This window comes from Ferrovibrio terrae, from assembly GCF_007197755.1.
In the GTDB taxonomy this organism is placed as follows: Bacteria; Pseudomonadota; Alphaproteobacteria; order Ferrovibrionales; family Ferrovibrionaceae; genus Ferrovibrio; species Ferrovibrio terrae.
This window is the reverse complement of sequence record NZ_CP041636.1, coordinates 3,863,718-3,883,784: the sequence shown is the minus strand read 5'-3', so window position 1 is coordinate 3,883,784 and position 20,067 is coordinate 3,863,718. Positions and strand designations below refer to the sequence as shown.

21 protein-coding genes are annotated in these 20,067 nt (G+C 64.5%); 14 read left to right on the top strand and 7 right to left on the bottom strand.

Translation table 11 applies throughout. From position 1 onward, the window contains the following. Positions 1-61: 61 nt before the first annotated feature. Positions 62-817: an SDR family NAD(P)-dependent oxidoreductase gene (locus tag FNB15_RS19005; RefSeq protein WP_144258231.1), complete on the top strand. Its 756-nt coding sequence runs from the start codon at positions 62-64 to the stop codon at positions 815-817. A gap of 61 nt (positions 818-878) precedes the next feature. On the opposite strand, the gene FNB15_RS19000 is transcribed toward FNB15_RS19005, so the two are convergent. From FNB15_RS19000 to FNB15_RS18985, 4 genes are read right to left on the bottom strand one after another with little or no spacing between them, the layout of a single operon-like run. Further along, positions 879-1,673, bottom strand: a complete 795-nt coding sequence (locus tag FNB15_RS19000) for an ABC transporter permease (protein ID WP_144258230.1) — start codon at positions 1,671-1,673, stop codon at positions 879-881. Next, positions 1,670-2,533, bottom strand: a complete 864-nt coding sequence (locus FNB15_RS18995) for an ABC transporter permease (RefSeq protein WP_185973618.1) — start codon at positions 2,531-2,533, stop codon at positions 1,670-1,672. Before FNB15_RS18995 ends, FNB15_RS19000 begins: the two co-directional genes overlap by 4 nt. Beyond that, on the bottom strand, positions 2,530-3,612 hold the full coding sequence (locus FNB15_RS18990) for an ABC transporter ATP-binding protein (protein WP_185973617.1): 1,083 nt from the start codon (positions 3,610-3,612) through the stop codon (positions 2,530-2,532). The genes FNB15_RS18995 and FNB15_RS18990 overlap by 4 nt, the downstream gene beginning before the upstream one ends. 2 nt (positions 3,613-3,614) lie before the next feature. After that, a complete protein-coding gene (locus FNB15_RS18985) occupies positions 3,615-4,706 on the bottom strand; it encodes a polyamine ABC transporter substrate-binding protein (protein ID WP_144258227.1) in 1,092 nt (363 codons plus the stop codon). A gap of 233 nt (positions 4,707-4,939) precedes the next feature. On the opposite strand from FNB15_RS18985, the gene FNB15_RS18980 reads away from it, so the two are divergent. After that, positions 4,940-5,986, top strand: a complete 1,047-nt coding sequence (locus FNB15_RS18980; protein ID WP_144258226.1) for a glycosyltransferase family 4 protein — start codon at positions 4,940-4,942, stop codon at positions 5,984-5,986. Positions 5,987-6,178: 192 nt separating this feature from the next. After that, the gene (locus tag FNB15_RS18975) at positions 6,179-7,303 is read left to right on the top strand and encodes a helix-turn-helix transcriptional regulator (RefSeq protein ID WP_144258225.1); all 1,125 of its coding nucleotides are present in this window, start codon (positions 6,179-6,181) and stop codon (positions 7,301-7,303) included. 5 nt (positions 7,304-7,308) lie between these two features. Here the strand turns inward: FNB15_RS18975 and FNB15_RS18970 are convergent, their stop codons facing one another. After that, positions 7,309-7,818 (bottom strand): PAS domain-containing protein, encoded by a 510-nt coding sequence (locus FNB15_RS18970; RefSeq protein ID WP_144258224.1) that lies wholly within the window; start codon positions 7,816-7,818, stop codon positions 7,309-7,311. A gap of 224 nt (positions 7,819-8,042) precedes the next feature. On the opposite strand from FNB15_RS18970, the gene FNB15_RS18965 reads away from it, so the two are divergent. Continuing rightward, a complete protein-coding gene (locus FNB15_RS18965; protein ID WP_144258223.1) occupies positions 8,043-8,981 on the top strand; it encodes a 2-hydroxyacid dehydrogenase in 939 nt (312 codons plus the stop codon). Positions 8,982-9,004: 23 nt separating this feature from the next. On the opposite strand, the gene FNB15_RS18960 is transcribed toward FNB15_RS18965, so the two are convergent. After that, a complete protein-coding gene (locus FNB15_RS18960) occupies positions 9,005-9,895 on the bottom strand; it encodes a transglycosylase SLT domain-containing protein (protein ID WP_144258222.1) in 891 nt (296 codons plus the stop codon). Between the two features lie 122 nt (positions 9,896-10,017). On the opposite strand from FNB15_RS18960, the gene FNB15_RS18955 reads away from it, so the two are divergent. The 6 genes from FNB15_RS18955 to FNB15_RS18930 all read left to right on the top strand — a co-directional run bounded on the left by FNB15_RS18955 (position 10,018) and on the right by FNB15_RS18930 (position 14,653). After that, positions 10,018-11,151 (top strand): hypothetical protein, encoded by a 1,134-nt coding sequence (locus FNB15_RS18955; protein ID WP_144258221.1) that lies wholly within the window; start codon positions 10,018-10,020, stop codon positions 11,149-11,151. A gap of 35 nt (positions 11,152-11,186) precedes the next feature. Next, positions 11,187-11,588 carry a rhodanese-like domain-containing protein gene (locus FNB15_RS18950; RefSeq protein ID WP_144258220.1) on the top strand — a complete coding sequence of 134 codons (402 nt, stop codon included), beginning with the start codon at positions 11,187-11,189 and terminating at the stop codon, positions 11,586-11,588. Then, complete coding sequence (locus FNB15_RS18945) at positions 11,585-12,721, top strand: CaiB/BaiF CoA transferase family protein (RefSeq protein WP_144258219.1); 1,137 nt, start codon at positions 11,585-11,587, stop codon at positions 12,719-12,721. The genes FNB15_RS18950 and FNB15_RS18945 overlap by 4 nt, the downstream gene beginning before the upstream one ends. A gap of 59 nt (positions 12,722-12,780) precedes the next feature. Next, the gene (locus FNB15_RS18940; RefSeq protein ID WP_144258218.1) at positions 12,781-13,563 is read left to right on the top strand and encodes an SDR family oxidoreductase; all 783 of its coding nucleotides are present in this window, start codon (positions 12,781-12,783) and stop codon (positions 13,561-13,563) included. A 77-nt stretch (positions 13,564-13,640) separates the two neighbouring features. Next, the gene (locus FNB15_RS18935; RefSeq protein ID WP_144258217.1) at positions 13,641-14,234 is read left to right on the top strand and encodes a TetR/AcrR family transcriptional regulator; all 594 of its coding nucleotides are present in this window, start codon (positions 13,641-13,643) and stop codon (positions 14,232-14,234) included. Next, positions 14,231-14,653: a PaaI family thioesterase gene (locus FNB15_RS18930; RefSeq protein WP_221932683.1), complete on the top strand. Its 423-nt coding sequence runs from the start codon at positions 14,231-14,233 to the stop codon at positions 14,651-14,653. Before FNB15_RS18935 ends, FNB15_RS18930 begins: the two co-directional genes overlap by 4 nt. 7 nt (positions 14,654-14,660) lie before the next feature. Here the strand turns inward: FNB15_RS18930 and FNB15_RS18925 are convergent, their stop codons facing one another. After that, positions 14,661-15,128, bottom strand: coding sequence for a carboxymuconolactone decarboxylase family protein (locus tag FNB15_RS18925; RefSeq protein ID WP_144258216.1), 468 nt, complete (start codon positions 15,126-15,128; stop codon positions 14,661-14,663). 207 nt (positions 15,129-15,335) lie between these two features. Between FNB15_RS18925 and FNB15_RS18920 the strand changes: the two genes are divergently transcribed. The 4 genes from FNB15_RS18920 to upp are packed head-to-tail and all read left to right on the top strand — an operon-like array spanning position 15,336 to position 20,065. Next, positions 15,336-16,883: an acyl-CoA carboxylase subunit beta gene (locus tag FNB15_RS18920; RefSeq protein ID WP_144258215.1), complete on the top strand. Its 1,548-nt coding sequence runs from the start codon at positions 15,336-15,338 to the stop codon at positions 16,881-16,883. Next, positions 16,880-18,160, top strand: coding sequence for a GTP cyclohydrolase II (locus tag FNB15_RS18915; RefSeq protein WP_144258214.1), 1,281 nt, complete (start codon positions 16,880-16,882; stop codon positions 18,158-18,160). The genes FNB15_RS18920 and FNB15_RS18915 overlap by 4 nt, the downstream gene beginning before the upstream one ends. A gap of 5 nt (positions 18,161-18,165) precedes the next feature. Further along, entirely contained in the window at positions 18,166-19,401 is a 1,236-nt protein-coding gene (locus tag FNB15_RS18910; protein ID WP_246068729.1) for a URC4/urg3 family protein, read from the top strand. A gap of 25 nt (positions 19,402-19,426) precedes the next feature. After that, positions 19,427-20,065, top strand: coding sequence for a uracil phosphoribosyltransferase (gene upp / locus FNB15_RS18905; RefSeq protein ID WP_144258213.1), 639 nt, complete (start codon positions 19,427-19,429; stop codon positions 20,063-20,065). Positions 20,066-20,067 lie beyond the last annotated feature (2 nt).

Genomic DNA, 20,067 nt, shown 5'->3' with positions numbered 1-20,067 from the left:
CGCGATTTTCCGGCGCGATATTCAGCCCTGTTCCAAGCCCCCCTCAGGACAGGAGACGACCATGAGCAAGATCACCCTGGTTACCGGCGGCAGCCGCGGTCTGGGCCGCAACACCGCCCTCAGCATCGCCCGCCGCGGCGGCGACGTGATCCTCACCTACCAGAGCCGCAGCGCCGACGCCGAGGCTGTGGTCGCCGAAATCCAGGCGATGGGTCGCAAGGCGGTCGCCTTCCAGCTCGACAGCGGCAAGGTCGCGGCCTTTGCGCCCTTCGCCGCGCAACTGCGCAAGACGCTGCGCGAAACCTGGTCGCGCGACACGTTCGACCACTTGGTGAACAATGCCGGCCACGGCGATTACGCCCTGTTCGCCGACACCACCGAGGCGCAGTTCGATGGTTTGATGAACGTTCACCTCAAGGGCGTCTACTTCCTGACGCAGACGCTGCTGCCGCTGATCGCCGATGGCGGACGCATCGTCAACCTGTCTTCGGGCCTGACGCGCTTCGCTTATCCCGGCTATGCCGCCTATGCGGCGATGAAGGGCGCGGTCGAGGTGCTGACCGCCTATATGGCCAAGGAACTCGGTGCGCGCGGCATTGCCGTCAACACCGTCGCGCCGGGCGCCATCGAGACCGATTTCGGCGGCGGCGCGGTGCGCGACAATCCGGAGATCAACAAGGTTCTGGCCGGGATGACCGCGCTCGGCCGCGTGGGTCTGCCTGACGATATCGGCCCGATGATCGCCAACCTGCTGTCCGACGACAACCGCTGGATCAATGCGCAGCGGATCGAAGTCTCAGGTGGCCAGGCCATCTGATAGCCATACCATGTGCCGGCGGAGGCGACTCTGCCGGCACCTGTTCCGAACCCCGCCCTGTTCAATGGCGGTCGACGATGGTCCGCTTGTAGAGCAGGCTGGCGGCGATCACGAAGATGCTGACCAGCGCGATCAGCAAGGTGGAGATGGCGTTGATCTCGGGCGAGACGCCGAGCCGCACGGCTGAGTAGACCCGCACCGGCAATGTGGTCGCGCCAGGCCCGTTGACGAAGGACGCCAGCACCACGTCGTCGAGCGACAGCGTAAATGCCAGCAGCCAGCCGGCGACCAGCGCGGGCAGCAGGGCCGGCACCGTCACCAGCAGGAAGGCCTTCACCGGTCCGGCGCCGAGGTCGCGCGCGGCGGCTTCGAGATCGGGGTCCATGCCGACCAGCTTGGCTTGTACGATCACCAGCACGAAGGCGGCGCCAAAGGTGGCATGCGTCAGCATCACCGTCAGCAGCCCGCGTTCGACATCGAGTGAGACAAATAACAGAAGCGTGGCAACGCCGAGAATCACTTCCGGCAGCACCATCGGCGCCAGCATCAGGCCGGCAAATACCTGCCGGCCGGGGAAGCGGCCGAGCCGGGTGAAGGCCAGTGCGCCCAGCGTGCCGACCAGTGTAGCCAGCGTTGCCGCCGCTGCGCCGATCTGCAGCGAATGCAGCGCGGCTTCCAGATAGGCTGGGCTGGAAAACAGCACGCCATACCAGTGCAGCGAAAAACCGCCCCAGACGGTGACCAGCTTGGAAGCGTTGAAGGAGAACACCACCACCAGCAGGATCGGCAGGTAGAGGAAGCCGAGGCCGAGCGCCAGCGCGGCGACGTTGATGGAGCTGAGGCGGTTGCGATTCATCGGCTGGCCTTGCCGAGTTCGAGCCGCTGCAGCGTCATCGCCGGCACCAGGAGCAGCAGCGTGAGCAGTACTGCCAGCGCGCTGGCCAGTGGCCAGTCGCGGTTGGAGAAGAACTCGGTCCACAGTGTCTGGCCCATCATGATGGTGGCCGAGCCGCCCAGCAGGTCGGGAATAACGAACTCGCCCGCCATCGGGATGAACACCATAAGCCCAGCCGCGAGAATGCCGGGCCGCGCCAGCGGCACGGTGACGAGCCAGAAAGCACGGATCGGCGTCGAGCCGAGGTCGATGGCGGCTTCGGTCAGGCGCGGCGACTGGCCGGCGAGGCTGGCATAGATGGGCAGGATGGCGAATGGCAGGTAGCTGTAGGTCATGCCGAGCACGACGCCGAAGCCAGTATTGACCAGCACCAGCGGCTGGTCGATCACGCCACTGCTGAGCAGCGCGGCATTGATCAGGCCCTCAGGCTTGAGCAGCGCGATCCAGGCATAGACGCGGATCAGGAACGAGGTCCAGAAGGGCAGGATGATCAGGGTGAGCAGAAACGGTTGCCAGCCTTTCGGCGCCTGCGTCACGGCGCGGGCAATCGCCAGGCCGATCACGAGGCAGCAGATCGTGGCGAGGCCGGCATAGAGCAGGCTGTTGCCGAGTGCGCGTAAGTAAAGCGTGTCTTCCAGCAGCAGGCTGTAATTGGTCAGGCTTGCGGCCAGTGCGCCGTCCTGGAACAGCGGCGTATAGGGTGGCTGCGCCAGTTGTGCCTCGGCGAAGCTGATCTTGAGGATCAGCAGCAGCGGCACGACGACGAATGCCGCTGTCCACAGCAGCGGCAGCGCCAGCAGGCCGAGGCGTCTCGCTGTCACTCCTGACTCCGCAACGGCACCAGCGCATCGGCCTCCCAGTTGAGCCAGACCTGCTGGTCGAGTTCGAGCAGCGGTTCGTGCAGGGCATTGAGCTGTGAGGCCTTCAATACCTGGCCGTCATCCAGCCGTACGGAGATTCCGGTCATGTCGCCGATATAGTCGATATCTGCGACGATGCCGGTGGCGGCATTGGCCACGGTTTCCAACGGCTCGCGCGAAATCTCGATCTGCTCCGGCCGCAGCGACAGTTCCTGCCGGCCATTGCGGGTAGGCCGTTCGGCATCGGCGCTGTAATGCAGCCGCAGGATGCCGCTGCGCGCCGTCACCAGGCCGCCGCTGCCGCTTTCGACGGCTGCATTGAACAGGTTGGTCTCGGCCATCAGGCTGGCGACGAAGCGGTCGATTGGCCGGTCGTATATCCGGCGCGGCGCATCCAGCTGGCGGAAGCGGCCATGGTCCATCACGGCGATGCGGTCGGCCAGCGCCATGGCCTCGTCGTTGTCATGGGTGACGAAGACGAAGGTGATGCCGGTCTGCCGGTTCAGCTTGCGCAGCTCAGCCTGGGTCTGCTGGCGCAGGCGTTTATCCAATGCACCAAGCGGTTCGTCGAGCAGCAGCATGCGGGGCCGTTTCACCAGCGCGCGCGCCAAAGCGACGCGCTGCTGCTGGCCGCCGGACAGCTGATGCGGCTTGCGGGTGGCGAAACTTTCGATCTCCAGCATCGCCATGGCTTCCGCCGTGCGTACGGCAATCTCGGACGCCGGCAGTCTCTCGCGGCGCAGGCCGAAGGCGATGTTGTCGCGCACGCTCAAATGCGGAAACAGCGCATAGGACTGGAACATCATGTTGACGGGCCGGTGGTTGGGCGGCAGGGCGGTGATGTCGCGGCCATCCAGCAGGATATGGCCGCTGTCCGGCGTCTCCAGCCCGGCGATCATCCGCAGCAAGGTGGACTTGCCGCAACCGGATGGGCCGAGCAGGACGAGGGATTCGCCCTCGTCGACGCTCAGATTCAGACTGCTGACGGCCGGTTCGGCGCCATAGGATTTACAGACGCCGGCAAGCTGAAGCAGAGGCACGCCTAGTTGCCGCCCTTGATGCGAGTCCATGTGCGGCTGATCGTGCGCTGCTCCGTCTGGCTGGACGGCACCACGGTGTAAAGGTACTTCAGCGCCTCGGCCAGCGGGAACACGTCCTTGTCGGCCATAGCATCCTTCGACACCAGCGGCAGCGACTCAGGCACGGCGTTCGGGTACTGCACGGCATTGGTGATCTTGGCCATCACCTTGGGCTGCAGCACGTAGTTGATGAAGGCATGCGCGTTGTCAGGATTGGGCGCATCGGCCGGGATCACCATCACGTCGAACCACTGCTGGGCACCTTCCTTCGGCAGCAGATACTGCACGCGCACGCCCTTCTTGGCCTCTTCGGCGCGGGTGCGGGCCTGCAGGATGTCGCCCGAGTAACCATAGGCCAGGCAGGCATCGCCGTTGGCGAGGTCGTTGATGTATTGCGAGGAATGGAACTTGCGGATGTAGGGGCGCACCTTCATCAGCACGGCCTCGGCCTTGGCAATGCTGGCGGCGTCCTTGGCGTTCGGATCGAGGCCGAGATATTTCAGCGCGGCAGGCAGGATCTCGTCCGGCGCATCCAGCATCACCACGCCGCAATCGGCGAATTTCGACACCACTTCAGGATCGAACAGCATGCGCAAGCTGTAAGACGGCGGATTAGGCATGCGCTGCTTGATCTTGTCGGGGTTGAGGCCGATGCCGCTGGTGCCCCAGAGATAGATCGCGGCATGCTGGTTGCCAGCATCGTATTTGGCCAGACGTTCCATCTGCGCCGGATCGAGTTTGGTGAAGTTCGGGATCTTCGACTTGTCGAGCGGGCGGAGCAGCTTGGCCTGCGCTTGGCGCGCCATGTAGTACTGCGTCGGCACCACGATGTCGTAGCCGCTCTTGCCGGCGAGCAGTTTCGCTTCGAGCGTGTCGTTGCTGTCGTAGACGTCGTAGTGCACCTTGATGCCGGTCTCGGTCTCGAAATCCTTCAGCACCTGCGGATCGACATAGTCCGACCAGTTGTAGACGTTGACGACCTTCTCCTGGGCAACTGCGCCAAGGGACGTGATGGCCAGCAGTGCGGCGAGGAGGGGCAGGCGGATCAGGGTCATAATGCAGCGGCTCCGGTTTGGGTTGCCGGATTATGACAATCCGTCCACGGCCGGGCAACGCCGGGATTCCACCTCGACCCGGGCGGTAACCCTTTGTGGATTGTCATCAAAGTTTCACCACTGTCTCCGACTTATCCCCAGCCTTTCATCCGTCTGTCATCGAATCGCGATGAAATCGGGACTCGGTGATTCGGCCCGTCATGAGCCAGAACGCGAGTGGGAGAAAGAACGGCATGCGTATTCTGATCGTCTCGGATGCCTGGCATCCGCAGGTCAACGGCGTGGTACGGACCCTGACCAAGACCCGCGAGGTGCTGGAAAAGCGCGGTCACGTGGTCGAGGTGATCGGCCCGGGCGAATTCCGCCGCGTGCCTTGCCCGACCTACCCCGAGATCGAATTGTCGATCCTGCCCTATCGCAAGCTGGTCCGGCTGATCGAGGCCTTCGCACCCGACGCCATCCATATCGCCACCGAAGGCCCGCTCGGCATGGCGGCGCGCAAATACTGCAAGCGCCATAACCTGATCTTCACCACCGCCTATCACACCAAGTTCCCGGAATACGTCCAGGAGCGCACCGGCATTCCGCTCAGCTGGAGCTATGCCTTCATGCGCTGGTTCCACAATGGCGGCGCCGGAATGATGGTGGCGACCGACAGCCTGGCGCAGAGCCTGACCGAGCGCGGTTTCAAGAACCTGCGCACCTGGTCGCGCGGCGTGGATATCGAACGCTTCAAGCCGCGGCCGAAGGATATTCTCGACCTGCCGCGCCCGATCTACCTCTATGCCGGCCGCGTCGTGGTCGACAAGAATGTCGAGGCCTTCCTGAAACTCAAACTCGATGGCACCAAGCTGGTGGTCGGCATCGGTCCAGATCTGGACGGCTATCGCGCGAAGTATCCTGAAGCCGTGTTTGCCGGCTATCTGGAGAACGGCCATCTCGCCAGCTACTTCTCGGCAGCCGATGTGTTCGTCTTCCCCAGCCTGACCGACACATTCGGCCTTGTCGTGCTGGAGGCGCTGGCCTCGGGCGTGCCGGTCGCCGCCTATCCGGTCACCGGACCGATCGACATCATCGGACCGCATCCCGAAGTCGGTGCGCTGGATGAGGATCTGGCAGTCGCGATCCGGGGCGCGCTGGGCAAGTCGCCGGAAGCCTGCCGCGACCTGGCGCTGCAGTATTCGTGGGATGCGTGCACGGACCAATTCTTGCGGAATCTGGTGCCGCTGGAGCGTCCGGTCCCCCGCGCTTCCGTAGCGTCAGCCGCGAAGGCGGCCTGACCGGAAATAATCATCCAAACGGTTGCCTGTTTTGCGGGCGGCTTCTCCCTCAGTTGTGACCCCCGTGCGACCTAAAAAGCTGCAAAACCTCGCCAAAAGCGGGTAAAATTGCAGGGTCTCAATTCTGCACTTGAGTTTGGACGTACAGTCGCGCATTGACTGCGCGCAATTCGACGTTTGCGGGGGAGCTGAATGTCGTATTCCGAGATTAACTCGTCGCGCCTGCTGCAGAAGCTGTATCTCGCAGCGGCCGACGATCAGAACCTGTCGCCGTTCCTGAGCGAACTCGCGCTCGCTTACAATGCGAGCCTCGCCACCATTGCGACCATGGAAGGTCCCTCGCGTCGCGACGGCCTGCGCGTGTCCGGCTGCGCTAATGAGAGCGAAGAAGCGCCGCGCCTGCCGGAATACTACGCGATGCGCAGCCCGTTCCGTCCGATCATGATGCTGCGGGGCAATCTTGGCCGCGTGCTCACCACCAGCAGCATGCTGTCGCGCGAACGCCAGATGCGCGACCAGTTCGTCAATGAATTCCTGCGGCCCGCCGGGCACCAGTATCTCGCCACCGGAATCTTTGCCCAGGATGGCGACCGCTTCAATTACTTCGTGCTCAATCGCGGCGACCGCTTCGGTGAGTTCGATGAGGATACCATTGTCGGGTTGAGCGAGATGATTCCGCATTTCCAGACCATGTTCCAGCTGCGTGGCACCATGATCGCGCGCGACCGCCATCTCGACTTCTTTACGGCCTCGATGGCCGAACGCGGCGTCGGCCTGGTCGTGCTCGATCGCAGCGGCCGCGTGCAGTCGATGAACGAAGTTGCCTCGGCGATCTGCTGCGACAATGACGGCCTGGTGATCACGGGCGGTGCGCTGGCCGCAGCCAATGCCGACGACAACCGGAAACTGCAGCAGGAAATCTTCTCGCTGATGAACAGTCCGATCCTGTCGCGGCCGGGCTCGACCGTGTTCGTGCGGCGGCCCGCCGGCCGGCCGTACCGGCTGCAGATCATGCCGCTGTCGCTGCGCAAATACTATTTCGCCGGCGACGGCGTAGAACTGGCGATCCAGATTTTCAGCGAGCCGGTCGCCGAGCATGGCCTCGATGCTACGCTCGCCAGCCAGTTCGGTCTCAGCCCGTCGGAAGTGCGGGTGGCCGAGCATCTGGTGGCGGGTCATCCGGTCAAGCGCGTGGCGCAGATGCTGGGCAACAGCGTCAACACCATCCGCGTGCACCGGCGCAACCTGTATCGCAAGCTCGGCGTCGCGCGGCACTACGACCTGGTGCGCCTGCTCGGCAACGGTCTGGGTAATTAGGCCCGCTAAATCTCGTCAGGTTCGGACGGATAGATCGCGGCCAGGATCTGGTCGACGCGATCATGCGACATCAGCGGCAGTGCCAGCTTGTCGACCGCGATATGGCGGCGCGCCGTCGGCGTGAAGCGCGAGACATGGATCGGTCGCTGCTGTTGCGAGACTTCCTGATATTCCACCAGTGGCCGGTCGCCGATCAGCAGTGTCGATTCCAGCACGGTCTTGTAGGTGAGGTCGAAACCGAACAGCTCGGCGAGGTTCGTGCCATACAGGCGGAAGCGGATATCCTCGCGCGCGCCGATATTGTCGAGGATCAGCAGATTGCCGAGCCAGGGTTTGAATTCGGCGATGCTGAAATCGCTGCGCGCCGGCGCCACAAGGCTGCCGCCACGTTTTGTGTCCCACAATTCATACAGCCGCTGCAGTCGGGGGTTGCTGATCGCCGGCGCGTTCGCCGCGTGATGCGGTCCGGGGCCGAGCCGCAGAAACCGCGACAGAAAATGTGGCTCTATATTCATGCCTGCACCCCATCGGCCGAGGGTTCCCCGAAATAACCCAAGCCCTTGTCCGACAATCGACAGGATGACGGGATTCGGCAGTCGGGAAATACTCTTGCAGGGTTAGCCGGGTATGGCCCAAAGGGGCCGTGGGCCATTTGGTCCATTGGTCCTGCGGCTTGCGGGTAGCGTCCTCCCCCCGCTAGGGTTTGCGCCAACTCATATATCAGTTGGAGGAATACCCGATGGCCGTCGAAATCCTGCAGACCACCGCCATGCCGCCGGCCGTCCAGAAGGTGCTGGATGGCGCCTACACGGTCCACAAGCTGTGGGAAGCCACGGACAAGGCCGCTTTGCTGAAAGAGATCGCGCCGCGCGTACGCGGCATGGCGACGTCGGGCGGAGCGGGGGCGAGCCGCGAGCTGATCGAGGCGCTGCCGAAGCTCGAAATCATCTCCAGCTTCGGCGTCGGCTATGACTCCATCGACATCGGCTGCGCCAGGGACCGCGGCGTCACCGTGACCAACACGCCGGACGTGCTGACCGACTGCGTCGCCGATACCGCGATGGCGCTGACGCTCGCGATGATGCGCCGCATCCCGCAGGCCGACCAGTTCGTTCGTACGGGCCGCTGGCCGAAGGACAAGTTCCCGCTCACCGACAAGCTGGGCGGCCGCATCATGGGCATCGTCGGCGCCGGCCGTATCGGTCAGGCGATTGCCAAGCGCGCCGAAGCCTTCGGCCTGCAGATCGCCTATTTCGGTCCGCGCAAGAAAGCCGATCTGAGTTGGCGCTATTACGACAACCTTGTCGCCATGGCGAAGGATGTAGATATCCTGATGATCTCCTGCCCGGGCGGCAAAGAAACCAACCAGCTTGTAAATGCAGCCGTGATCGACGCACTGGGCGCCGATGGCTACATTGTCAATATCGCACGGGGCAGCGTGGTGGAGGAGCCGGCGCTGGTGAAGGCGCTGGTGGAGAAGAAGATCGCCGGCGCGGGTCTGGACGTGTTCGCCGACGAGCCGAACGTGCCGGAAGCGCTGTGGTCGCTCGACACCGTGGCGCTCGCGCCGCATGTCGGCTCGGGCACGCATGAAACGCGCCAGGCGATGGGCGATCTGATGCTGAAGAATCTGGAAGCCTGGTTCGCCGGCAAGCCCGTGCTGACGAAAGTCGTCTGATCAGGGCGGGGCAGGCGAGGGCTTCAGCTCTCGCCGCTGTCGAAGCTGCTCCTGGGGCTGCCCAGCCCCATCAGCCGGCTTTTGTTGCCGAGCATGATCTTGTGCAGCATTTCCATCGCCATCATTTTCATATTCTGGTCGACGAAGCGGCGCTGCTCATCCATCTGCGCCTGCACAGCGGAATTGCCATAGGGCGCGGCGGCCAGCCCTGACGACTGGCCATCCAGCGGCACGGTATCGAGACCCTGCGACTTGCTGTCGAGCTTGGCGTTGAAGAAGGCGTAGATTTCACCCAGCGTGCGCGGGTTGCCATCGGCGCCGTAGAACACACCCTTGTTGGCGGCGGCGGCCTCAGGCAGCAGGTTGGCGGCAGGCTGGGTCGGGTTCTCCTTCAGCGCGCCGAGGAATCTGGTGGCGCCGTTCGGACCCAGGAAATGGCCGAGATAGAGGTCGACCTTCTTCACATCGACGCCGAATTCGCGCGCCAGAACCTGCTGGTTGCTGCGCGCATATTCCGCGGCCATCACCGAGGCGATGCGCGGATCGTCGCGCAGGGCCAAAATTTCACTGCGCGCGTCCGGGTCGGTCACGCGCGGGCGGCCATCGCTGGCGGTGCCGATCTTCTGGGCATAGTCAGCCAGGCCATGCTTGGCGCCGTGGTCGCGCACGGTTTCCAGCCAGGTGCTGTCGATGAACTGGAACAGGCCGCGCGCCGAACTGGTCTTGGCCTGGGCATCGGCCTTGAAGCCGCTTTCCTGTCCGGCCTGGGCCACCAGATAGGCGAAATCCACGCCGGTGCGGCTGCTGGCCTGCTTGAGCGTGCTGAGCAGCTCATAGCTTACCTGATGGCCGCCGACGCGATAGCTGTCGGTGGCAGGCGTGGTGGCGGGACGGAACGGCGTAACGGGAGCCATGGGCAAAGCAAACCTGATATGGACCGGATTATCCTATAGCGGGTGAGGGGAAAGATTCAGTTAATACCTGAGAAATACACTATCCCCTTGTTTACACACGGATTTACAGGCAAACAGGCGGTATGAGCGAAGCTTGGGCAGCAGCGCTGGTCGATCGGTTCGACTGGTCGCAGATCAACTGGACGGCCGACGGTCCCTGGTTCGCGTTGCTGCTGCTGCTGGCCGGTGGCATCGCGGTGCCGGCCGGCTTCTATGCGCTGCTCGATCGCTGGGCGGCGTCGCGGCTGCGCATCGACAGTATCGCGCTCGCCACCCGCTACGGCGGCTACATGAATTCCTGGGCGGTGTTCGGCCGTCATGCCAGTGAATACCGCGACCTGCGGCCGTTGTTCCCCGAGGCGCAGGCCGCAGAACTGGCACGCTTCCACGATGGCACAGCCTGTATCGCCGCGCGCTTTCGCAACGCCGCAGGCGCCCAGGCCGCCGCCGAGCAGCGTTTCGGCAGCTTTGCCGCTGCGGGCGTCGAATATGCCGATGCCGGCGTGTCGTTCCAGACTGAGGCTGGCAGCGAGAAGAAGGGCTATGCGCGCGGCCAGTGGCTGGTGATCGGCGATACGCTGTTCGCTTTCTACGGCGCCGACAGCGCTGCGCTGGCGCGTCGCCGCCATGCCATTCCAGCATTACGTGCGCGCCGCTTTCCCGGCCCGCTGCGCATTCTGCACAGCCGCGCCGGCCATGGCATGGTGATGCTGCTCTGGCTCGTTCTGCTGCTGGCCGGGGCCGGCCGATGCATCGAATTCGCCGCACAGCGCGAGGCGGCGCGGGCGCCCATTCCCACCAGCGAACTGCGCATGCGGCTGACCGCGCTGGATGCCGGCGGCCAGCGCGTTGCCGTGGCATTGCGGCCTGGCGGCATGCGGATTGCCGGCCATGGCGAGGATCTGCGCCAGCGCGATCTCGGGCTTTTGGCTGGCCGGGACTGGCTCACCGGCCTCGATCTCAGCTTTGATCGCGAGCGCAATGTCGTGACGGCACTGCCGCTGGTCGGCCGCAGCGGCGAGACGGAACGGCTGGGCGCCGCGCCGCCGCCGCCGAAACGCTGGCACAACAACACGCTGCTGATCGACGGCGATGACGCACTGCTGCTCGCGGTGCGCAATGCCGTAACGGAAGCCGGCTGGACCTGGCAGCTCAGGCTGACGCCGCCACTGCCGAGGCCGCGCTTCGACCGCTCTTGGCTCGGTTTCGGCGACTGACCTATACTGCTCCGCAATTGAAGCGGAGGAACGCCATGCGCAAGGGCTACAAAGCCATGCTCGACGAGGCCATGCAGGCCATCGTCACGCTCACGCCGGAACAAGCGGCCGAGCATCTGAACAAGCCGGATGTTGTCTTCGTCGATATCCGCGATCCGCGTGAACTTGAACGCGACGGCCTGATTCCGGGCTCATTCCACGCCACGCGCGGCATGCTGGAATTCTGGATCGATCCGGAAAGCCCGTATCACAAGCCGGTATTCGCCGAAGACAAGCGCTTTATCTTCTATTGCGCCGGTGGCCTGCGCTCGGCGCTGGCCACCAAGACCGCGCAGGATATGGGGCTGGAAAAAATCGCGCATATCCATGGCGGTCTCTCGGAATGGAAGAAGGCCGGCCTGCCGGTGCAGGACTGGAAGCCGAAGGACAAGAAATGACCAAAAGCAGTCAGGGGCCACTGAATGGCCTGAAAGTGATCGAGATGCCGGCCATCGGCCCGGCGCCGTTCTGCGGCATGCTGCTGGCCGATCTGGGCGCCGACGTGCTGCGCATCGACCGCACCGGCGATGTCGATCTCGGTCTGCCGGTCGAGCCGAAATACGAACTGCTCGGTCGTGGCAAACGCTCGCTGGCGCTCGATCTGAAGGATCCGCAGGCCATCGCACTGGTGCTCGATCTGATCGGCAAGGCCGATGTGCTGATCGAGGGCTTCCGTCCCGGTGTGATGGAGCGGTTGGGTCTCGGGCCCGATGCGGCACTGGCGAAGAATCCGAAATTGGTCTACGGCCGCATGACCGGCTGGGGCCAGGACGGCCCGATGGCGATGGCCGCCGGGCATGACATCAATTACATCGCGTTGACCGGCGCGTTGCATGCGATTGGTAGCAGGGATGGCAAACCGGTACCGCCGCTCAATCTGGTCGGCGACTTCGGCGGCGGCTCGCTGTATCTCGCCATGGGCATTCTCGCCGCACTGTTCGAGCGCCAGCAGTCCGGCAAAGGCCAGGTGATCGATGCGGCCATGGTGGATGGCGCGGCCTCGCTGATGACGCTGTTCTACGGCCTGAAGGGCGCGGGCCTGTGGAGCGACACGCGCGGCGCCAACATGCTCGACAGCGGCGCGCCATGGTACGACACCTACGACTGCCGCGATGGCGGGCATGTCGCCATCGGCTCGATCGAGGGCAAGTTCTATGCCGAACTGATCGAGAAACTCGGCCTCGATGCCGCGATCCTGCCGAAGCAGCATGACCGCAAGCGCTGGCCGTCATTGCGCTCCGCTATCGCTGCGGCCTTCAGGACGAAGACGCGCGACGAGTGGTGCGCCATCATGGAAGGCAGCGATATCTGCTTCGCGCCGGTGCTGGGCCTCGATGAGGCACCGCAGCATCCGCATATGGCGGCGCGCGACACTTTCACGGCGCCCGATGGCGTCGTGCAGCCGGCGCCCGCGCCGCGCTTCTCGCGCACGCCGGGTGGCATCGCCCGCAAACCACCCACGCGCGGCGAGGGCGGCGAGCAGGCGCTGGCCGACTGGGGCGTTGCGAGAAAGCCGGCGGCAGCCGAATAGCTGGAACCGACTGCCTGATGGCGCTATGTGTTGAGCGCTGGTTTTAAAAGGAGAGCGTGATGGATTTCGGTATCAAGGGTCGTAACGCGCTGGTCTGCGCCGCGAGCAAGGGCTTGGGCCTGGGCTGCGCGATGGCGCTGGCGAAAGAGGGCGTGCATGTCACCATCACGGCGCGCACTGTCGAGACGCTGGAAGCCGCCGCGAAAAAAATCCGCGAGGTCGCACCTGGTGTGACGGTGAAGACGGTCGCCGGCGACATCACCACCGAAGCCGGGCGCAGCGAGGCGCTGGCCGCGGCGGGCGAGATCGACATCCTGGTCAACAATGCGGGCGGACCGCCGCCGGGCGATTTCCGCGACTGGGATCGCGAGCACTGGATCAAGGCGGTGGATGGCAACATGATCACGCCGATCCTGCTGGCCAAGGCCGTGGTCGACAAGATGGCGGCGCGCAGGTTCGGCCGCATCGTCAACATCACCTCCAGTGCCGTGAAGGCGCCGATCCCGGTGCTCGGCCTCTCCAACGGCGCACGCTCGGGCCTGCATGGTTTCATGGCCGGCATGTCGCGCCAGGTGGCGAAGGACGGCATCACCATCAACAACCTGCTGCCGGGCCGTTTCCTGACCGACCGCCTGAAGCAGACCATCGGCGCCGCCAGCAAGAAGCAGGGCGACGAGCTGGAAGCCGAGATCGTCAAACAGGCCGGCACGATTCCGACCGGCCGTTTCGGCACGGCGGAAGAATTCGGCCAGGTCTGCGCCTTCCTCTGCTCGGTGCAGGCGGCCTATTTCACCGGCCAGAATGTGCTGCTGGATGGCGGCAACTATCCGGGCAGTTTCTGAGTTCAGAAGTGGGAAGGGCGGGTAACCGCCCTTTTCTTTGGTCTTGTATTAAATAGACCAGTCTATATAATCAACGCATGAGCAAGACCGCGACCCTGCTGCCGGCGAAGACGCCGGCCACGACCCGCGAGCGTTTCGTGGCCATGACGGCGAAGCTGATGTCGCGGCGCGGCTATGCCGCCACCGGGCTGAACGAGATCGTCGAGAAAAGCGGCGCGCCGAAGGGTTCGCTTTATTACTTCTTCCCGAAGGGCAAGGAGCAACTGGCGGAGGCCGCTGTCGACTGGTCGGCCGAATGTTTCAGCCACACGCTGGACGAGGCGATTGAACGTACCGGCTCGGCCGCCGATGCCGTGCAGGCATTGTCGGTACAGTTCGCTATCTGGCTGGAAGAGTCCGCGTTTCGCGACGGCTCACCGCTCACCATCGTGGCGGTCGAGACCGGTGCCTTCAGTGAGCCGCTGCGGCTCGCCTGCCAGCGCGGCTACCAGTCAGCCGTCGATGCGCTGGCCGACAAGCTGCGTCGCGACGGCAAGTCTGCGAAAGACGCCAGTGATCTCGCGCTGTGGGCCATCGCCTCGCTGGAAGGCGCCATCATCCTGGCGCGCACCCAGCATTCCGCCGAGCCGCTGCGCCGCATCGGAAAACTCCTGCAGAAAGCCCTCGTATGACCGGAACCGTTCCGAAGGTGCAACTCACCCGCGAGATGATGGAACAGGCCATCGCCATCAGCCCCTTCACCAACTGGGTGGGGACGAAGCTGCTCGATTTCGATCCCGGCCGGGTGAAGATCTCGGCTGCGATCCGCAAGGAGATGACGCAGCATCACGGCTTCGCGCATGGCGCCATCGTTGGCTACATGGCCGACACGGTCTGTGCCTGGGCGGCCGCTTCGGTGGTGGGTGACGTCGTCACCTCGGAATACAAGCTCAACCTGCTGGCGCCGGCCATTGGCGAAGAACTGACGGCAGTGGGCGAAGTGATCAAGGCCGGCGGGCGTCAGGTGGTGACGCGCGCCGATGTCTATGCCGTGAAAGACGGCACCGAGAAGATCGTCGCCACGGCACTGGCGACGATCGCCCGGGTTTAGGCGGCGATCAGGCCGCCGCCTTGTCCTTCTCGCTGACCGGATGGGCGGCGCGGAAGCCGACCTGCAGCCGGTTCCAGACATTGATCGCACCGATCAGCAGGGTGAGCTGCACCTGTTCGGCCTCCGAGAACTGCGCCTTCACCAGCTCGTAATCGGCATCCGGCGCGCCGGTCTGCGCCACCAGGGTCAGCGCCTCGGTCCAGGCCAGGGCCGCGCGTTCGCGGTCGCTGTAGAGCGGGCTCTCGCGCCAGGCATTCAGCATATACAGCCGCATTTCGCTGTCGCCATGCTTGCGGGCGTCGGTGGTGTGCATGTGGATGCAGAAGGCGCAGCCGTTGATCTGCGAGGCGCGCAGCTTCACCAGATGGCGCAGGCTCTCTTCCAGGCCGCTTTTCGCGATGCTGGTTTCCAGGGCCATCATCGCCTTCACGCCTTCGGGGGCCAGCTTGATATGGTCGTTCAGTCGGGGGTGCATGGGTCTCTCCTGTGAGGGTTTCGCTGCATAGACGGGGCGGGGCGGCCGGCTGTGACAGCGGGGGGTGAAAAATCCGGGCTGCCCCCGCGTTAAGGATGACGCGTTAAGGTTTGGCGACGGGCGGAGCCGAGGGCTATCCGGGCCGTTGTGGACCGCCCGGGGCGGCGTTACACTCCATCGCTTTCCAGTGCCAACGAGGCCTGTTTTATGAGCTGGGAAGCCGAGATCGCCGAACTACGGCGACGTGAAGACATGGCCCGCCAGATGGGCGGCCCTGACAAGATCAAACGCCAGCATGACGGTGGCAAGCTGACGGTGCGCGAGCGCATCGCGTGCCTGCTCGATTCCGGTTCATTCCACGAGGTCGGCGCCATCGCCGGCCGGGCGCGCTACGGCACCGATGGCAGCCTGGAAGAGTTCAGCCCGACCAATTTCGTCTTTGGCCGCGGCAAGATCGATGGCCGCCCGATGGTGGTCGGCGGCGACGATTTTACGGTACGCGGTGGCGCGGCAGATGCCGCGATCTGGCAGAAGCAGGTGCATGCCGAACAGATGGCGCGCGAGTTGCGCATCCCGATGGTGCGGCTGGTCGATGGCACCGGGGGCGGCGGCTCGGTCAAGTCGCTGGAGATGGAAGGGCGGACATATGTGCCGCTGATGCCCGGCTGGGAACATGTCGTGGCGAATCTCTCCACCGTGCCGGTCGTGGCATTGGCGCTGGGGTCTGTCGCCGGGCTGGGTGCTGCCCGCACGGTCAGCAGCCATTTCTCGGTGATGGTCGAAGGCATCTCGCAGATGTTTATCGCCGGTCCGCCGGTGGTGGCGCGCACCGGCGTGGAGATGACCAAGGAGGAACTCGGCGGCACCGAGATCCATGAGCGCGCCGGCGCCATCGATCTGGCGGTCGCCAGCGAGGAAGAGGCTTTCGCCGCGGCACGGCGTTTCCTGTCCTACCTGCCGCCCTCGGTCTACGACCTGCCGCAGCGTATCGTGCCGCAAGACGACCCCAATCGTCGCGAGGAAAAGCTGCTCTCCATCGTGCCGCGTGATCGCCGCCGCGTGTACAAGACGCGCGAGATCGTCGAGATGACGGTGGATGCCGGCAGCTTCATGGAAATGGGCCGGCTGTATGGCCGCTCGGTGATCACCGGTCTGGCGCGGCTGGATGGCTGGCCGGTCGCCATTCTCGCCAGCGATCCGTATCACTATGGCGGCGGCTGGACCGCCGATGCGGCGCACAAGATCACGCGCTTTGTCGATCTGGCCGAGACCTTCCACCTGCCGGTGGTGCATTTCGTCGACATTCCGGGCTTCCTGATCGGGCCTGAGGCTGAGCAGAGCGGCACGATCCGTCATGGTGCCCGTGCGCTCACGGCAGTCTACCAGGCCACCGTGCCCTGGTGCTCGATCATCATGCGCAAGGCTTTCGGTGTGGCGGGTGCGGGGCATTCCAATCACACGCGGCTGCGCTACCGTTATGCATGGCCCTCAGGCGACTGGGGCAGCCTGCCGCTGGAAGGCGGCATCGAGGCGGCCTATCGCGCCGATCTCGACAAGGCCGACGACCGCGCCGCGCTGCTGAAAGAGATCGAGGCGCGCCTGAACCAGGTGCGCTCGCCATTCCGCACGGCAGAAGCCTTCCTGGTCGAGGAGATCATCGACCCGCGCGACACTCGTCCGCTGCTGTGTGAATTCGCCAACCTCGCCGCGCCGTTGCGCACGGCGGGCCCTCCTAGCTTTGGGTACAGACCATGAGTGACATCCCGAACATTCCGAACGAGAAGAAGCCGACGCCGAAGTCCATCGTCCTCACCTCGCATCCGAGCAGCAATGTCGGCGCCAAGCCGCTGCCGCTCGAATGGGGCGCGGCCGATCCGGCGCAGCGCGGGCCGGTGGTCGCCACGCTGAAAAATCCCGGCGGCAAGAATGCGATCGGCACGCATTCGGGCGCCTATTCTCTCTACCGTGCCCTTGCCATCGCCGCCGGGCAGCTCAAGGCCGAACACAAGCCGGACCTGACCAACACCGCGCCGGCCGAACCGCTGGGCCCGTTCCCGCAATGGGCCGATCCGGAAAAGATCGTTTCCATTGATCCCTGGGGCCATATCACCAGCCAGGTCTTTGCCAAGCAGATCAATGCTGGCTGGGATATCCGCCCCACCATCGCGGTGACCAAGGCGCATATCAACATGCCCGAGCTGCACGATGCCGTGCGCGCCGGCCGGCTCAAGCCGGATGGCAATATCCTCGCGGCCAATGGCGATGTGAAGGTGACCAAGGTGGCCATTGAGCCGGTCTGGTATTTGCCTGGCGTGGCCAAGCGGTTCAACATCAGCGAGACCGAGCTGCGGCGCGGCCTGTTCGAGCAGACCGGCGGCATGTTCCCCGAACTGGTGACGCGCGGCGACCTCAAGGTTTTCCTGCCGCCCATCGGCGGCATGACAGTCTACCTGTTCGGCGACATCACCAAGCTGGGCAAGCCGGCAACCAGGATCGCCTGCCGAATCCATGATGAGTGCAACGGCTCGGATGTGTTCGGCTCGGATATCTGCACCTGCCGGCCATATCTGGCCCATGGCATCGAAGTCTGCATCGAGGAAGCCCAGCAGGGCGGCGTCGGCGTGATCGTCTATAACCGCAAGGAAGGCCGCGCGCTGGGCGAAGTGACCAAATTCCTGGTCTACAACGCGCGCAAGCGGCAGGAGATGGGTGATCGCGCCGAGACCTATTTCCAGCGCACCGAATGCGTCGCCGGTGTGCAGGACATGCGCTTCCAGGAGCTGATGCCCGACATCCTGCATTGGCTCGGCATCAGCCGCATCGACCGGCTGGTATCGATGAGCAACATGAAGTTCGAGCCTATCGTGGCCAGCGGCATCCAGGTGGTCGAGCGGGTGCCGATCCCCGACGAGTTGATCCCGGCCGATGCGCGGGTTGAGATGGATGCCAAGAAGGCAGCCGGCTATTTCACCGACAAGGTGCCGGACCAGGATGAGTTGAAGAAGGCCAAGGGCCGTGGTCTCGAGGAGTAAGATGCGTGAGTAATCTGCACGATCCGGCCCAGGCGGTTGCCTGGCTGCGCACCACCAAGGCGATCCGCGAACGCTGCCATGCCATGTTCAGTCTGGCGGAGCGTCACGCGATGCCGAATTTTGAACTGCATCTCTCGGCGGTGCCGGCGGCCGCCGACTATGTCGCCGAGACGATCCGGCAGAATTATCCCACGCTGCAGATTCCCTATCACGCGCGCTGGCGGCATTTCGCGGCCGGCGGCATCGACCGCTGGGGGCAGCTTGCCAAGACGCTGAACGCGGACAAGAACGAGATCGCCCGCATCCGCTTCGATCTCTGCGTCACCAGCGTACTGCTGGATGCCGGTTCCGGGCCGCAGTGGAAATACGATGAAGAGGGCCGCACGGTCACGCGCTCGGAAGGTCTGGCGGTGGCCAGCCTGCATGCCTTCAAGGCGGGACTGTTCTCGGGTGACAAGTCGAAACCGCTGCGTGCCGATGCCGCCGGTCTGATTCCGCTGGCGCCCAATGCCATTGCGCATGCCTTCCAGGTGTCGGACGGCAATCCGCTGGTCGGCGTGGACGGCCGCGCGGCGCTGATGCGCAATCTCGGCCAGGCATTGAAAAGCCGGCCTGATCTGTTCGGCAGCGATGCCCGCATCGGCGGCCTGTACGATTACCTGCTCAGCAGTGCCGTGAAGGATGGCAAGCTGCCGGCCACCGCCATTCTCGCGGCCGTGCTGGAAGGCCTCGGCCCGATCTGGCCGTCGCGCATTACGCTGGCGGGCGTCAATCTGGGCGATGTCTGGCGCCATCGCGGCCTGATGAGCGACGACCTGACCTCGGGTCTGATTCCGTTTCACAAGCTGTCGCAGTGGCTGACCTATTCGCTGGTCGAAATCTTCGAGGATGCCGGCATCACCGTGACCGGGCTGGATGACCTCACGGGTCTGCCGGAATACCGTAATGGCGGCCTGTTCATCGACCTGGGTGTGCTCGTCGTGCGCCACGATGCGCTGAAGAAATACCCCGTCCCGGTCGAAGACGAGGCCGTGGTGGAATGGCGCGCGCTGACGCTGGCGCTGCTCGACCATATCGCCGATCCGGTGCGCGAACGGCTGGGCAAGACGGCGGCCGAGATGCCGCTGGCCCGCATCCTGGAAGGCGGCACCTGGGCGGCCGGCCGCCGCATCGCCAGGGAGAAGCGCCCTGCTGACGGCGGCCCGCCGCTGATCATCGCCAGCGACGGCACGGTTTTCTGATTTCATTCCCGGGGGAGAGTCACCGATGAACGCGTTTCCCAATGCCACCGTGGTTCAGCATCCGCTGGTGCAGCACAAGTTGAGCCTGCTGCGCCGCAAGGAGGTCTCGACCGCCGAATTCCGCCGTCTGGTGCGCGAGGTCAGCCTGCTGCTCTGCTATGAGGTCACCCGCGACCTGCCGCTGGAGAAGGTGGATATCGAGACGCCGCTGGAGCATATGAAGGCGCCGCTGCTGGCGGGCAAGAAGCTCTGCTTTGTCTCGATCCTGCGTGCCGGCAACGGCATCCTGGACGGCATGCTCGATCTGGTGCCTTCGGCCCGCGTCGGCCATGTCGGCCTCTATCGCGACCCCGAGACGCTGGTGCCGGTGGAGTATTACCTCAAGCTGCCCGACGACGTGGCGCAGCGTCTGGTGATCGTGGTCGATCCGATGCTGGCGACCGGCCATTCCGCCGCCGCCGCCGTGACGCGACTGAAGGAAGCCGGTGCGGTGCAGATCAAGTTCGTCTGCCTGCTGACGGTGCCCGAGGGACTGCGCGTGATGCAGGAAGCCCATCCCGACGTGATGGTCTACACCTGCTCGGTCGACCGCCAGCTGGACGAGCACGGTTATATCCGCCCGGGCCTGGGCGATGCCGGCGACCGGATTTACGGCACCAAGTAGGC